At 45.4% G+C, this 14,999-nt stretch carries 13 protein-coding genes; 10 read left to right on the forward strand and 3 right to left on the reverse strand.

All coding sequences use genetic code 11. From position 1 onward, the window contains the following. The first annotated feature begins 2 nt into the window (after positions 1-2). The 6 genes from BLU99_RS09200 to BLU99_RS09225 all read left to right on the forward strand — a co-directional run bounded on the left by BLU99_RS09200 (position 3) and on the right by BLU99_RS09225 (position 7,917). Positions 3-854: a Cbp1 family collagen-binding glycoprotein adhesin gene (locus tag BLU99_RS09200; protein WP_091901333.1), complete on the forward strand. Its 852-nt coding sequence runs from the start codon at positions 3-5 to the stop codon at positions 852-854. A gap of 382 nt (positions 855-1,236) precedes the next feature. After that, complete coding sequence (locus BLU99_RS09205) at positions 1,237-4,407, forward strand: SusC/RagA family TonB-linked outer membrane protein (RefSeq protein WP_091901335.1); 3,171 nt, start codon at positions 1,237-1,239, stop codon at positions 4,405-4,407. An 18-nt stretch (positions 4,408-4,425) separates the two neighbouring features. Next, the gene (locus BLU99_RS09210; RefSeq protein ID WP_091901337.1) at positions 4,426-5,895 is read left to right on the forward strand and encodes a SusD/RagB family nutrient-binding outer membrane lipoprotein; all 1,470 of its coding nucleotides are present in this window, start codon (positions 4,426-4,428) and stop codon (positions 5,893-5,895) included. Positions 5,896-5,916: 21 nt separating this feature from the next. After that, a complete protein-coding gene (locus BLU99_RS09215) occupies positions 5,917-6,606 on the forward strand; it encodes a BT_2262 family domain-containing protein (protein WP_091901339.1) in 690 nt (229 codons plus the stop codon). 10 nt (positions 6,607-6,616) lie between these two features. Then, positions 6,617-7,126 (forward strand): lipid-binding protein, encoded by a 510-nt coding sequence (locus tag BLU99_RS09220; protein ID WP_091901341.1) that lies wholly within the window; start codon positions 6,617-6,619, stop codon positions 7,124-7,126. Positions 7,127-7,731: 605 nt separating this feature from the next. Next, positions 7,732-7,917, forward strand: a complete 186-nt coding sequence (locus tag BLU99_RS09225; RefSeq protein WP_091901343.1) for a hypothetical protein — start codon at positions 7,732-7,734, stop codon at positions 7,915-7,917. Between the two features lie 252 nt (positions 7,918-8,169). On the opposite strand, the gene BLU99_RS09230 is transcribed toward BLU99_RS09225, so the two are convergent. Further along, positions 8,170-8,349, reverse strand: coding sequence for a hypothetical protein (locus BLU99_RS09230; RefSeq protein WP_144006124.1), 180 nt, complete (start codon positions 8,347-8,349; stop codon positions 8,170-8,172). Between the two features lie 967 nt (positions 8,350-9,316). On the opposite strand from BLU99_RS09230, the gene BLU99_RS09245 reads away from it, so the two are divergent. Then, positions 9,317-10,483: an HlyD family secretion protein gene (locus BLU99_RS09245; RefSeq protein WP_091901350.1), complete on the forward strand. Its 1,167-nt coding sequence runs from the start codon at positions 9,317-9,319 to the stop codon at positions 10,481-10,483. Between the two features lie 12 nt (positions 10,484-10,495). After that, positions 10,496-12,658 carry a peptidase domain-containing ABC transporter gene (locus BLU99_RS09250; protein WP_091901352.1) on the forward strand — a complete coding sequence of 721 codons (2,163 nt, stop codon included), beginning with the start codon at positions 10,496-10,498 and terminating at the stop codon, positions 12,656-12,658. 59 nt (positions 12,659-12,717) lie between these two features. On the opposite strand, the gene BLU99_RS12175 is transcribed toward BLU99_RS09250, so the two are convergent. Beyond that, entirely contained in the window at positions 12,718-12,882 is a 165-nt protein-coding gene (locus tag BLU99_RS12175; RefSeq protein ID WP_144006125.1) for a bacteriocin, read from the reverse strand. Between the two features lie 119 nt (positions 12,883-13,001). Further along, positions 13,002-13,454, reverse strand: coding sequence for a nucleoside deaminase (locus BLU99_RS09255; RefSeq protein WP_091901354.1), 453 nt, complete (start codon positions 13,452-13,454; stop codon positions 13,002-13,004). 43 nt (positions 13,455-13,497) lie between these two features. On the opposite strand from BLU99_RS09255, the gene BLU99_RS09260 reads away from it, so the two are divergent. Further along, positions 13,498-14,259 (forward strand): biotin--[acetyl-CoA-carboxylase] ligase, encoded by a 762-nt coding sequence (locus BLU99_RS09260; RefSeq protein ID WP_176771105.1) that lies wholly within the window; start codon positions 13,498-13,500, stop codon positions 14,257-14,259. A gap of 25 nt (positions 14,260-14,284) precedes the next feature. After that, positions 14,285-14,995 carry a UMP kinase gene (gene pyrH, locus BLU99_RS09265; protein WP_091901356.1) on the forward strand — a complete coding sequence of 237 codons (711 nt, stop codon included), beginning with the start codon at positions 14,285-14,287 and terminating at the stop codon, positions 14,993-14,995. Positions 14,996-14,999 lie beyond the last annotated feature (4 nt).

The raw sequence follows: 14,999 nt of genomic DNA on the forward strand, positions 1-14,999 counted from the left end.
TTATGAAAAAACTATTTATCTTAGCCATCAGCGCATTGGCCATTACAAGTTGTAATCAGGAGAGTGCCAGAAAGGCCAGTCTCGCCGCTCAGCAGCAGCGCGACTCGTTGAACCAGATCATTGCTCAGAAGGATAACGAGATCAATGACATGATGACGACCCTCAGTGATATCGAGGAGGGTTTCCGTGAGATAACCGAGGCTCAGAATCGAGTGACACTTGCCAAGCAGGGTGAGGGTACAAACACCACACAGCGCATCAAGGAGAACTTCCAGTTCATTCAGTCGGTGATGAAGCAGAATAAGGAACTGATCAATAAACTGAAGCAGCAGGTGCGTGAGAGTACTGTTAAGGGAGGACAGCTGAAGAAGATCATTGATAACCTGACAGAGCAGTTGGAGGTCAAGGAACAGCAGCTCCAGGCTTTGCGCGAGGAGCTCGACAAGAAGGATATTCATATCGCAGAACTCGATGAGCGTGTGGCCGACCTGAACGATAATGTCAGTTCGTTGAAGGAAGAAACCTCTCAGAAGGCTCAGACTATCAGTATGCAGGACAAGCAGTTGAACACCGCCTGGTTCGTCTTCGGCACGAAGGATGAACTGAAGGAACAGAAGATACTTGTTGACGGTCGGGTACTGCAGTCGAACTTCAACAAGGACTACTTCACGAAGATCGACATCCGCATCGACAAGGAAATCAAGTTGTACAGTAAGTCGGCCAAGATGATGACATCTCACCCGTCAAGCTCATACACCTTGCAACAGGATGCCAACAAACAGTACGTGCTCCGTATCACCGATCCGCAGTCGTTCTGGTCGACGAGCAAGTATCTCGTGGTGCTGGTGAAATGATGTTAATCCATTTTTAACAAATAAATCCAAGTACGGCTTCCGTTTTTGCGGAGGCCGTACTTTTTTTATGGCGACACCTTATAAACAATCTATTCGATTCTTTAAGTAGAAGCGGGGAAAAAGTGACGGATTGAATAATAAATGTCTTTTTACCTTTCGTATTGACGTAAATCAAGCGAAATCGCGAAATGCGTTAATTTTTGAATTTAAATTGTATCTTTTTTATAAAATTATTCGTTTTTTAGAAACTTATGCATTAATTTTGCATCTTAAAGCATGGGAAAAGCCTCTGACGGAAACGAATACCGCCTTGGAGAAATACCAAAAGATACGTAATTCCACATTATTATTATATTAATTAACAACAAAAGAGAGAGAATTTATGAAAGAAAGACTAACGATGTTTTTGGTCGGTTTCTTCCTCTGTGCAGGAAGTATGCTGGCTCAAACAAAGGTTTCTGGTACAGTACTCTCACAGGAAGACGGTCAGCCGATCATCGGTGCGGCAGTCAAGGTTGATGGTACAAGTACTGGTATGTTGACTGACGTGAACGGTCGCTTCTCGCTGACCTTGCCTGAGGGTAAGAACCAGCTCACCATTTCTTATCTGGGTTATCAGAGTAAGACGGTGGCTGCGAAGAACGGCATGCGTGTGTTCTTGGCATCTGATTCTCAGGTGCTGCAGGACGTGGTTGTTACCGCTATGGGTATCAAGCGCTCTGCTAAGGCACTGGGTTATTCGGCCACTGCAGTGGATGGTGATAAGATCGCTGCAGCTCGTACTGCAGACATCATGTCGAGCTTGCAGGGTAAGGTTGCTGGTGTCCAGATTAGTTCATCTGCTAGTGACCCAGGTTCTTCTAACTCGGTTATCATTCGTGGTATCAGTTCTTTGAGTGGAACTAACCAGCCGCTTTATGTGATCGATGGAGTTCCTATGAACAACTCTGCAGTTTACAGTACTGACGGTCTTAATAGTGGTTATGACTTTGGTAACGGTGCAAATGCTGTGAACCCCGATGATGTCGAGAACATGACGATTCTGAAAGGTGCTGCTGCTACAGCTCTTTACGGTAGCCGTGCTGCCAATGGTGTGATCTTGATTACTACTAAGAGTGGTAAAAAGCAGGAGAAAGGCCTTGGTATTGAATATAACGGTGGTCTGCAGTGGGAGCAGGTGATGCGTCTGCCGCAGATGCAGAACGAGTTCGGTATGGGTTGGAACGGTGATAAGACCGATGATGAGAACGGCTCATGGGGTCCTCGTTTTGATGGCTCTACACTGAAATACGGTACTGTGTACAACAACTCTCAGCAGATTAAGTCTTATCTGCCTATTGAGAATAATATGGAAGACTTCTTCGACACAGGTTTCCGTTATTCTAATAGCTTGTCGTTCAACGGTGCTACCGATAAGAGCGATTACTTCGTATCTTTCTCACAGATCAAGGATGATGGTATCATTCCTACTGATGCTGATAGCTACCAGAAGTACACGTTCTCAGCTCGTGGAACTCACAAGGTTAAGGCTTTGACTTTCAGTTCTTCATTGAATTATGCTTATCAGAAGAACAACTTCGTGCAGACAGGTCAGGGCTTCGAGAATATGTATAATTCTATCATGCAGACTCCGCGTGATATCGCTATTGTTGAACTGAAGGATTTGGATAATCCATTCAATACGCCGGGTTACTACTATACGCCTTATAGCGTGATGAACCCCTACTATATCCTCAACAATCATTTGAATGAGAATGAGAGTGAGCGTTTCTATGGTAAGTTCCAGATGGACTACGATTTCTTGAAATGGTTCAAGTTGACCTATCGTGTCGGATTGGATACCTCGACAGCTCATCACCATATTGGTATTCCCAACTATGAATCTCTTTTCCCCAATACACCTAACTGGGAGTCTGAATTTCATAACAAACAGACCGGTAAGACATCAAGGAAAACTACCCGTCGTCGTGAGATCAACCAGGATGTGATGTTGACATTCGATATGCCTATTAACGATTTCAATATCAATGCTGTGGTTGGTTTCAACGGTAATGAGCGCCAGTATTCACATATGTTTACTGAGACAACTAATCTCACGATTCCTACCTATTATAATATTACGAACTCTGCGGGGATTCCTACAGTCGAAGAGTATCAGTGGAAACGTCGTCTCTACGGTGTTTATGCACAGGCTGAGGTGGCTTGGAAGAATCAGCTGTATTTGACATTGACAGCACGTAACGACTGGTCGTCTACTCTGCCGAAGGAGAACCGTTCGTTCTTCTATCCTGGTGTGACTGTCAGCTACCTGTTCTCGGAACTGCTGAAGGAGAAGACACCATGGTTGTCATTCGGCAAGCTTCGTCTTGCTTGGGGTAAGACAGGTAATGATGCTAGTGTTTATATGACCGATCCATACTACATCCAGGGTAACTTCGACTCTTCTGGTTGGGCTGAAAGCAAGTTCCCATTCACTAAGACTAGTACAAATGCGTATACTGTGGGTAATGTCTTGGGTAGCAATACGCTGAGTCCTGAGATGACCACGGAGACTGAGGTCGGTGTCCAGTTGGCATTCTTCAAGAACCGTATCTCTGTTGATGCTACCTATTATAATCGTAACTCAGACAAGCAGATTACGCGGTTGAGTACAGATGCTGCTTCTGGATACACTGCACAGAACGTGAACCTTGGTAAGATCCGTAACCGTGGTGTAGAGTTGCTCGTTACAGTGGTTCCTGTCCGCACAAAGGACTTTGAGTGGAGCCTCACTTGGAACTACACCAAGAACAACAACAAGGTCATCAAGTTGCCAGAGGAAATGAATGGTCGTGCCTCTATCTATGGCTTCAGCGGTGGTACCGGACTCTACGCTATTGAAGGCGATGAGATGGGTGTGTTCGAGGCATATGTCGCAAAGACAAACGGCGAGGGTAAGATTATCGTCGATAAGAACGGCCTGCCTCAGAATTCCGATAAGTTGGTGAAGATCGGATCCATCAATTATGATTATATGATGGGTATCGGAAACTCTTTGAGATATAAGGACTTTACACTGTCATTCGATTTCGATATCCGCCAGGGTGGTCTCATGTTCTCTCGTACGCAAGACATCACATACTTTACTGGTAATGCTATGCAGACAACCTACAATGACCGTAATCCGTTCATTGTTCCTAATTCTGTTATAGATAATGGTGATGGTACTTATTCAGAGAATACCATTGCTCTCTATGGTACAACACTTTATAACTATTGGGACAACGGCGCTGCAGCTATGGGTTCTGCTTCTCTTATCAGCAAGTCATACGTTAAGTTGCGTCAGGTAGTCTTTGGTTGGAATGTTCCTTCTAAGTGGCTTGCTAAGACACCGTTGACTGGCGTACGTTTCTCTATCTTTGGTAACAACCTGCTGATGTGGACGCCTTCAAGCAACACGTTTATCGATCCTGAGGCTTCTTCATTCGGTAACGACTTGGAGGGTAACTTCGGTGAGTACAGTTCAAACCCGAGCTCTCGTAAGTTTGGTTTCAACGTCAACGTTAAATTCTAAAAGAAAGGTAATTACAGTATGAAAAAGATATATTTATTAGCTGCTGCGAGCTTGATGATGCTTTCCAGTTGTGATCTGGACATCAACCAAGACCCGAACTACCCTACGGGTGCCGATATCACCCCAGAGCTGCAATTCCCGGCAGTAATCAGTGCTATTGCTGATGCCTCTGGTGACCAGATGTTCAACTATGGTGGTTTCTTTGCTCAGTACTTCGAGCAGATGCCTGAGGCTAACCAGTATAATGATATAGCCGAGCTGAATATTGATGAGTCTAAGGATGTGTTTAATCGTTGCTACAACAATATCTATGCTGGTGCTTTGATGGATATTGAGGATATCAAGACGAAGACAACCAATACTGCCAATCTGTTTGCATGCCAGGTCATGCGCACTCAGGCTTTCCAGCTGTTGGTAGACAATACCAGTGAGACTCCATACTCTGAGGCTCTGCAGGGTGGTGCCAATTCATCACCAAAGTATGATGATGGTAAGACCGTTTATGAGGGTGTGTTGGCAGAGCTTGATGCTGCCGAGGCTGCACTCAACGGTGATGTTATGACAATGACTGATCCGATGCTCAATAAGAACTTGAGTCAGTGGAAAGGATATGCAAATGCACTTCGTCTGCGTATGTATCTCCGTCTGATCGATGGTGGTCAGAGTGAGTATACCGCAAAGGTGACTGCACTTTTGGCTGCCAATAATTTCTTCACAGGTAATGTGGCATGGGATGTGTTCCGAGATGAAGAGGGGCAGTATAATCCTTGGTGTCAGTCGGTATTCAGTCTGACCAACAATCACTGTGCTGCCTATCCTATTGTCAGTTATATGAAGAGCATGGCTGACCCGCGCCTATCCTATGCGATCAAGGCACGTACGAGTGACAACACATTCGTTGGTCAGTTCCCTGGATCAAAGCAGGATCCTGGAATTGTTGGGACCTCTTATAAGAATAAGGATGTGAGCACGATTAACTACGATGTCGCTCATGATATGCCAATTTATCTTTTCACCCAGAGTGAACTGCAGTTCTTGATTGCCGAGGCTCAGATGCGTTTCAATAACAATGCTTCTGCTGCTAAGGCAGCTTATGAGGCTGGCGTCGAGGCAGATTTCGCTCTGCGTGGTGTCAGTGGTGCAGAAGGTTTCCTGGCTGCTGCTGGTAGTTGGGACAATGCTGCAGATAAACTGAAACTCGTTTATATGCAGAAGTGGACCGCTCTGTTTATGCATGATCACATGGAGGCTTGGTCAGAGATTCGTCGTACCGATGTTCCTGCTCTCTCTACTGCTTCTGCTGCTCAGATCAAAGCAAATCCCGCTCTTTATACACCTGGCGACCTGATTTGTCCTGCTGTAAACAAAAAGGGAGGTAACAATATTGCTATGAGTATGCCTTATTCAAGCAACTCTCGTAAATATAATGTAAATACGCCTGCAACAGCCCGTCAGATTACCGATAAGGTATTCTGGGATGTGAAATAATATTTTAATCAGAAAAGCAATATGAAAAAGATATTTTTATATGGACTGCTGTTCTTCACGGCTTCCTTAGGTCTTATGTCGTGCGATGATTCAGACCAGCATACGGATACAAGGGTAACCAATTACATTTCGCTGAAGGTTAATGGTGATGCTGTCGTATATGTAGATGCGAATACAACATATACTGATGCGGGATGTACTGCAGAACTTGCCGGTGAGGATGCATCAGATAAGGTCGTTGTTGATAATCCAGTTAACACATCCAAGATTGGACCTTATACTGTTGTTTATTCAGCAACTAATAGTGACGGTTTTTCTGCTTCTGCAACCCGTACCGTATATGTTGGCAAGCCTTTGACAGGTGCCGTGTCTGACGGATCTTTCCGTAAGACTGCAGCTGGTGCGATTGTCAATTGGTCAGGTTTCAATATTGAGGTGCTGACAGATGGAAACGGACTGTATTGGGTAGAAGACCTTCTGGGCGGTTACTATGAGCAGCGTGCCGGATATGGAGCAAATTATTCCATGAAGGGCTTCTTGAAGGTCAATGCCGATAATACCGTAAGTTTGGCAGGAGGTGGAAATGTTGTTGGATGGGGTGATGCCTATGATGCCTTCAAGGACGGTAAGTTCAACCCTGCCACCAATACAATCTCTTACTGCGTGGTTTATGCAAATATGGACTTCAATGTGATTTTAACATTAAAATAATAGAAAGAATATGAGAAAATATATTTCATTCGCATTCATGGCCATCGCCATTTCTTTCGGTTTTGTCAGTTGTGACACTGAGACCGATGAGGAACCTGGTGGAACAAACGTGGAGAAGATGGCTGGACGTTGGAATGTTGTCGTCGATGCAGTTGACGAGAATGGTAATGTCTTGTATGGAGATCCCTATGGTCTGGGCACCATCACCATCATGACCTATAACACTTCAGATAATGCTGTTGACAAGATGTGGCTTGATGACAACGGGAAGTTCTGGGCGTTTAAAATGAAGGTTGATGTCAACTATTTGGCTCGTACATTTAGTGCTGATGAGCGCGATTACGACGTAAAAGGATCTGGTACGGCTGTTGTTACTGACGGCAAGGTGCTGGAGGGTGCTGCCAAGAACCTCCACGGAATGCCTAACGATAGTATTGTATTCGATATCGTATTCAATGACGATCCTAATGGCTTGAAGTATCGTATCTCGGGCCAGCGCTACACTGGATTCTACGAGTAAGTAATAGAGAATATCATGATAGGAAGAAGGTCGCTATAGAAATAGCGGCCTTCTTTTGTTAATGTTTGTAAAGTGCAATTAGGTTGCACGGAATAATTCTACCTTCGCTATCGCAAGCTGTTAATAAACGGATTGCATGAAAAAAGTTATATTGTTGAACTAAATTGATTTGAAAATGAAAAAGGAATTATTCGTAGAAATGACATCAGCAGAAATGCGGAGTGTTGAGGGAGGAAGTCCTGTCACGGAAGCTCTTTGGAAAATTGCAAAGGATCTCTGGAAGGCATTGAACAGTGACGGTAAACCCCAGGTATAGATCATACCAATCCTGTATTCTGAAAATGAAGAGGAGGCTCACAGCATCTTTGTTGTAGCCTCCTTTTTTTTGTTGTGATAGCCAGAGGTATGGGTGAAGTAATTGTTCTTGTGGCAGATTTCTTTAGAAGATTTCTTTTATATGCTATGATATACATTTATTTTGAAGAAAGTGAGGTTAAAAAATGTAAAGTGAAATGATTGTGCACTGAGTACCCGTACTTTTGCATATGTAAGAAGTTCTAGGACTGATTACAATAACTAATGTCAAACTTAATAACTATTTTAAAATGAAGAATTACAACAAGTACATGGCAGAAATGACCATGAAAGAGATGGTAAACGTGAATGGTGGTGAATCTAAAGAGGAGAAGCATAGAAGATGGGCTCAGGCTTGTATGGATCAAGGCTGTGGTGGCAGTATTTGGCAGGGAATAGGCCATGCTGCTATCGAGATAGCTTCATGGTTTGATTAAGACTATAGCCATAAAAAGATCTTGGCATTGAACTTGGTATTCGAGCTAGGTTCGATGCCAAGTTTTTTGTGGATGAAGTTTTGGCGTTATTAATAGTTTTTTTGTATAATATAATCCCATTCTACGTCATGCGGAATGGGATTATATTTTGCAGAATAGCGTATAATCCAATAAGAACTATACGCTAACATGATCTTCTAGTATGGCTTCTTGTCGTATTCTTATGCAATCAAAGAAACCATACTGGTGGAATTAGTCCTGGAATTGATTATAAATCCAAATACATCCGTTGGCAAGTATCTTGACTCCATTGCATAATGCTTCAGCTGCGTAGACAAGTTCGTTATCAGTCCCACTCCATGACAATGAGAGATACTCTTTTTTCTCACCACCATTCACGTTTACCATCTCTTTCATGGTCATTTCTGCCATGTACTTGTTGCTTATTGTTTTCATTTTAAATAGTTTTTATTATTAATAATGTGATTGTTGTAATTGTATGGGTTTCCGGAATCCTTTACAATTGCAAAGATATCATCGTGTAGTGCACATTCCTTGCACTTTACGAAAATTAACATATATTGTGGGTTTGGCCCTTCTTGGACAAGCCAAGCGAGCAGAGCTCGAGCGCGACAGGCTCAGGGACCGCTTTCTGCGGCGTTTGGGGACTGTGAGTGGGGGTGGGGATCTTATGGTGAAAGAGATAGGGTTTATGGGTGAAAGGAATGGCACTTTACAGAGAAAGAGATAGGACTTTACCCCCTATAGGGATTATCTCTTTCTCTCGTGGAGATTATCTCTTACAGTCATAGACCCTATCTCTTTCAACGTAAGATCCCCCCTCATGTTGTTTGGCGGGCTGTATAAAATTCCGTGCAATTCTATAGCATTTTAGAAAATTTGTTTTGTCTGATGTGTCATTTGATGGGCGGAATGGTTGCGAACACGCTGCAAGGTGTCACTGCAATGGCGTTGCGAGTTGTGCAATTGATTGAAATGCGTGTTTTTATCTGATAAAATGTTATGTAAAACCGGAAATGGCTTTGCAATGCGATTTTTTTGTGATTGAGAGACACACCCTATAATTTTGTGGCAAAGATTACCAAATTTAGTAAAGAATAAACCTAAAAACTAGACCCATTATGGTATTATTTAATGAAATCGAAAGATTAAACCGGATCAATTACCTTATTAAACACCGGGCTACTGGCACGCCAGACGAGTTCGCGAGTAAGTTACGTATTAGCCGTAGACAGTTATTCAATCTGCTGGAGTTCTTCAATGATATAGGGGCCCAGGTGAAATATGACCGCACTCGCGGCACATATTACTATTATGATGGCTTCGATTTTGAGATAACAGTGAATGTTGACGGAAGAAGAAGATTTTTATAAAGGTTATGGAGAACAATCAAATATTACCTCAAGGATGGATTGAGGATAGTCTGGAGAATTATCTGTATCAGCACAAGACCAAGTCGCATTATATCTACATCGTCGTGGTTCTGGCTGTTGCAGCGGCATTGGTGTCTCTTCCATTTATTAATGTAGACATCTCTGTAGCGGGAATGGGGGTGATTCGTCCGCAGGCGGAACGTAGCGTGATCGTGGCTCCCATCTCTGAGATTGTGGATGAGGTCTTTGTGACTGAGGGCGACCATCTGGTGAAAGGACAGCCGATCCTGCGTTTCCGAACGAGTTCGGCTGATACCCGGATCGGTCTGCAGGAGAATGTGTTGTTGGACATCAACCAACAGTATGCCGATCTGACTTATCTGGCACGGGGCGGCAGACCGCCTGTATTCCAGTCGTCTGCCCGTCAGCAGGAGTATCTGAGTTTCTTGTCCAAGAAGGAGCAGATACAGACGGACATCAATCAGTATAAGGCAGAATGGCTGCGCAATAAGGCTCTTTTTGATAAGCATCTGATCAGTGAGGAGGAGTATAACCGTTATCTGTATCAGTACCAGGACAAGGAGAACGAGTTGAAATCATTGGTGCAGAACCAGATGAGCGTATGGCAGACAGACCGTAACAACCTGAACAACCAGAGAAATGAGGCGACATCGAATATCAAGTCAAATCAGGTGGATAAGGAACTGTTTACCGTGTGCTCGCCTGTGAATGGTACCATCGAACAGTTTAATGGTATCTATCGAGGACTGAACCTACAGGCCGGGACTCAGTTGGCCTTTGTCAGTCCTGACTCAACGCTCTATCTGGAGGCATATGTGGCGCCGAAGGATATCGCCTTTATACAAGAAGGCATGCCCGTGAAGGTACAGTTGGAGTCGTTCAACTACAATGAATGGGGACAGCTGGAGGGCATCGTCACTCAGATATCATCCGACTTTATTACCGATGAGAACAACGGCTATCTGTATAAGGTGAAGGTGAAGCTGACGAAGGATTTCCTGACGCTGAAGTCGACTGGCCGTATCGGCAGGGTCAAGAAAGGCATGACGGCACTTGCACATTTCGTGGTGACCAAGAGGTCGCTCTTCGATATCCTCTATCATAACATAGATCATTGGGTGAACCCGACCCAGAACAAGTTAAACAAATAGTATGCAGACATTATGAATAGCAATATCAAAATCAAACAACAGGATATCACTGATTGCGGTGCAGCCTCATTGGCTTCAATCTGTGCATATTACGGGCTCCGCTTCCCAGTGGCACGTATCCGCCAATATGCATATACTGATAAGAAAGGAACCAATATCCTTGGTATGATCAAGGCTGCAGAGAAACTTGGTTTCACGGCCAAGGGCGTGAGAGCCCAGCCAGAGGCACTGACGATGATTCCGTTGCCGGCAGTCGCACATGTTCAGGTGAAGAACCAATTGCTTCATTTCGTCGTGATCTATAAGGTGAAGGATGAGTTCATCACGTATATGGATCCGGCAGACGGTGATATGCATAAGGTGAAGAAAGAGGAATTCCTGAAGATGTGGACAGGTGTCTTGGTCATCATGGAACCCAACGAGACCTTTCGCCAGGGTAAGGAGACGAAAAGTAACTTCTCAAAGTTCGTCAGTCTGTTGGCACCTCACAAGAGTGTCATGATCCAGGCGCTGTTTGGCGCATTGATATGCAGTATTCTGGGACTCTCTACCTCCATATACGTCGGCAAGATCACCGACTATGTGCTGGTCGATGAGAACTTGAACCTGCTTAACATGATGAGTGTGGTCATGCTGATGATCCTGGTGCTCCAGGTGTTTATCGGTGCGATGAAAAGTATCCTCGCCTTGAAGACGGGACAGCGGATAGATGCTTCGTTGATATTGGGGTACTATAAGCATATCCTGAGCTTGCCTCAGCAGTTCTTCGACACCATGCGGGTGGGTGAGATCATCTCACGAGTCAACGATGCGGTGAAGATACGTACCTTTATTAATGATGTGTTCCTGGGATTGGTGGTCAATGTGATGATATTGGTCGTGACCGTCTTTGTCATGTTCATCTATTCTTGGCAGCTGGCTTTGATTACCTTGATCTCTGCGCCTCTGTTTACCGTCTTATTCCTGATCTACAATAAACTGAACAAGAAGTTCCTGAGGAAGATCATGGAGAAAAGTGCGGATCTGGAATCGCATCTGGTGGAGTCGTTGAATGCCATCATCACGGTGAAGCGCTTCGGACTGGAGGAATTCGCAAATATCAAGACCGAGAACCGCTTTGTGCGTCTCCTTAAGGATACCTATAGGGCTGCTTATGGAAGTATCATGATTGGAGGTGGACTTACGTTCGTCTCTACCGGTATCACCATCACTGTGCTGTGGGTCGGAAGTAACTATGTGGTCAGCAAGGATATCACTCCGGGAACCTTGATGATGTTCTACTCTCTGGTTGGCTATGTGTTGTCGCCCTTACAGTCTCTGATCACGTCTAACCAGCAGTTGCAGAATGCCAATATCGCAGCCGACCGTCTGTTCCAGATCATGGACTTGGAGAGAGAGCAGGATGAAAGTGGAAAGATGGAACTGACGAGGGAGATGATCGACGATATCACTTTTGAGGATGTGACGTTCCGTTATGGCACTCGTAAGGATGTCTTTGAGGGACTGAGTCTAAAGTTCAGGAAGGGTCAGACGACGGCCATTGTCGGTGAGAGTGGATCGGGCAAGACAACGATGATGTCGCTGTTGCAGCATATCTATCCTGTCAACGATGGGTGTATACGTATCGGCAACTATGATATATCCCAGATCGCCAACAACAGTCTGCGTGAGCATATCGGTACGGTTCCGCAGCAGATTGAACTGTTCCAGGGAACGGTTCTTGAGAATATCGCTATTGGTGATTTCAACCCAGATATCAAGAGAGTGAACGACCTGATCCGGATGCTCGGACTGGAGGACTTTATCAAAGGACTACCCCAGGGATTCAATACTCAGATCGGTGAACATGGTGCATCGCTCTCTGGTGGTGAGCGTCAGAGAATCGCAATCGCTCGTGCGCTCTATAAGGAGCCAGAGATCATCATCTTCGATGAGGCCACTTCTTCGCTGGACTCTCTGTCTGAGAAGTATGTCAAGGAGGCTGTTACTCAACTGGCCCGTGAGAATAAGACCATTATTATCATTGCGCACCGACTGAGTACGGTCATGCATGCGGATAAGATCGTTGTGCTGGAAAACGGAAGACTGAAGGAGGAAGGCACGCATCATGAACTGATGGAAGCAAAAGAGACTTATTACAAGTTATGGCAAAGTCAGTTTGACTATATGGAATAAAAGAAAATCCCCTTTCGTCAATCAGGCGAAAGGGGATTTTTTTAATCAGATGGACTCATTTAGTTGAGAGGGAAGGGGAAAGAGGGACCGATGGGGTCGAAGGGGTGAAGGAACTTCTCCAATCCATGCTCAGTGCAAGTCTTACCGTCCTTGTCGGGAGCGACACCACCGTTAATCTTTGCCAGCTCTTCGTTTGAGAGCGCATTCATAAAAATCTTTTTCATAATTCTGTTAATTTAAAATGTTAAGTGTATAAAACTATATTGAAGTATTTCTACTTGCAAATGTAGTTTGGCACTGTGCAATTGCATTGCATTATACATACTTTAACAAAATAAATGATCTATCGCTTTGATCTGAAGAAACTCTGCATCAGACTGCGGCATTCTTCTTCGAGTACGCCTCCCGTCACCTCTGCCTTGGGGTGCATGGCCTTCGGGGCATATTCATGATAGCCTCGTTTCTCGTCGAGGGCACCATAAACGATTCTGGGAATCTGTGCCCAACCGATGGCACCGGCGCACATCGTACAAGGCTCTACGGTGACGTAGAGCGTGCATTCCGTGAGATATTTGCCGCCTAACGTGTTGGCGGCGGCCGTGATGGCCTGCATTTCGGCATGTGCCGTGACATCACAGAGGGTCTCTGTCAGATTATGGGCTCGGGAAATCACCCGATCCTTACATACGATGACGGCACCGATAGGTATCTCACCGGCCTCATACGCCTGTTGTGCCTCGTCGAGCGCCATCTGCATGTAACGCTCGTCTTTTTTCTGTTGTTCTTCTGTTATCATGTTGCAAAGATAGAAAAATAATATGATCTGCCAATCATGTATTATGAATAATTTTCGTATCTTTGCAGTCAATATGGGTTTCAAGGTCGTACATATTGAAGAGACGGATTCGACCAATCGGTGGCTGCGTGACAACGGGCATATGGTGGAGGCAGACTCTCCTGGTGCTGTCGTCGTGGTGGCAGCTGAGCATCAGACAGCAGGAAAAGGCTGCGGAACGAACAGCTGGGAGTCGGTGCGGGGGAAGAACCTGACGTTCTCCATGATGATTCACCCAGAGCAGATTCCGATTAGTCGGCAATGGCAGATATCGGAGACCGTGTCGGTGGCGTTATGCGAGGCACTCGACGCCTATCTCCCTGACCGTCGGGTGGAAATCAAGTGGCCGAACGACATCTATTATGGTGACGGGAAACTGTGTGGTATCCTGATTGAGAACCGTTTGCAAGGTGGTGTCATCAGGGATAGCATTATCGGCATCGGCCTGAATGTGAACCAAGAGGTGTTCCTGAGTGATGCGCCCAACCCGGTATCGCTGAGGCAAATCTTGGGACGGGATACAGACAGGGAGGAGTTACTCCAGGCGTTCCTCGATTCGTTTCAAACGGCTTCCATGAGAGAGACATGCGGTCTGGCCTATCGAAGCAGACTGTTTCGTAAGGGAAAAGAGGCGGTTTACAGGGATGAAAAGGGGCGCTTCTCGGCTACCCTCGTCGATGTGGCCTCCGACGGGCATCTGATATTACGGGATACCGACGGTAAAAGACGGGTGTATGCATTCAAACAGGTGCAGTTTGTCGTGTAACAGAGATTTAAATATTATATAAGGTATGGCAAGATTTAAAAGAATCCTTCTGAAGCTCTCTGGTGAGAGCCTGATGGGACAGCAGGGCTATGGCATCGACCCTGAACGACTGAGCGACTATGCCCAGCAGATTAAGGAGATCAGTGAGATGGGGGTGCAGATCGGTATCGTCATTGGTGGTGGTAACATCTTCCGTGGCCTTTCGGGTTCACAGAAGGGGTTCGACCGCGTGAAAGGTGATCAGATGGGAATGTGTGCCACGGTCATCAACTCTCTGGCCCTGAGCAGTGCTCTTGGGGCTATCGGTGTAAAGAACAAGGTGATGACGGCTATCCGCATGGAGCCGATAGGCGAGTACTACACAAAATGGAACGCCATCGAGGCGATGGAGGCCGGATATGTGTGTATCTTCTCTGCCGGTACTGGTTCTCCGTACTTTACGACCGATACGGGCTCTTCCTTGCGTGGTATAGAGATCGAGGCCGACGTGATGTTGAAGGGTACACGTGTGGATGGCGTCTATACGGCTGACCCGGAGAAGGACCCGACAGCCCAGAAGTTTGACGAGATTACTTATAAGGAGGTACTGGCACGGGGACTGAAGGTGATGGACCTGACAGCCATCTGTATGTGTCAGGATAATAACCTGCCTATCTATGTCTTTAACATGGATGTCGTGGGTAATCTGAAGAAGGTGATGAACGGGGAACAGATAGGTACCCTCGTGCACAATTAAGCGC

The sequence above is a fragment of the Prevotella sp. lc2012 genome, from assembly GCF_900107065.1.
Lineage (GTDB): Bacteria > Bacteroidota > Bacteroidia > Bacteroidales > Bacteroidaceae > Prevotella.

Coding starts and splice junctions, on each gene's coding strand:
- BLU99_RS09200 (WP_091901333.1), top strand. CDS start 3: ATGAAAAAACTATTTATCTTAGCCATCAGCGCATTGGCCATTACAAGT.
- BLU99_RS09205 (WP_091901335.1), top strand. CDS start 1,237: ATGAAAGAAAGACTAACGATGTTTTTGGTCGGTTTCTTCCTCTGTGCA.
- BLU99_RS09210 (WP_091901337.1), top strand. CDS start 4,426: ATGAAAAAGATATATTTATTAGCTGCTGCGAGCTTGATGATGCTTTCC.
- BLU99_RS09215 (WP_091901339.1), top strand. CDS start 5,917: ATGAAAAAGATATTTTTATATGGACTGCTGTTCTTCACGGCTTCCTTA.
- BLU99_RS09220 (WP_091901341.1), top strand. CDS start 6,617: ATGAGAAAATATATTTCATTCGCATTCATGGCCATCGCCATTTCTTTC.
- BLU99_RS09225 (WP_091901343.1), top strand. CDS start 7,732: ATGAAGAATTACAACAAGTACATGGCAGAAATGACCATGAAAGAGATG.
- BLU99_RS09230 (WP_144006124.1), bottom strand. CDS start 8,349: ATGGCAGAAATGACCATGAAAGAGATGGTAAACGTGAATGGTGGTGAG.
- BLU99_RS09245 (WP_091901350.1), top strand. CDS start 9,317: ATGGAGAACAATCAAATATTACCTCAAGGATGGATTGAGGATAGTCTG.
- BLU99_RS09250 (WP_091901352.1), top strand. CDS start 10,496: ATGAATAGCAATATCAAAATCAAACAACAGGATATCACTGATTGCGGT.
- BLU99_RS12175 (WP_144006125.1), bottom strand. CDS start 12,882: ATGAAAAAGATTTTTATGAATGCGCTCTCAAACGAAGAGCTGGCAAAG.
- BLU99_RS09255 (WP_091901354.1), bottom strand. CDS start 13,454: ATGATAACAGAAGAACAACAGAAAAAAGACGAGCGTTACATGCAGATG.
- BLU99_RS09260 (WP_176771105.1), top strand. CDS start 13,498: ATGAATAATTTTCGTATCTTTGCAGTCAATATGGGTTTCAAGGTCGTA.
- pyrH (WP_091901356.1), top strand. CDS start 14,285: ATGGCAAGATTTAAAAGAATCCTTCTGAAGCTCTCTGGTGAGAGCCTG.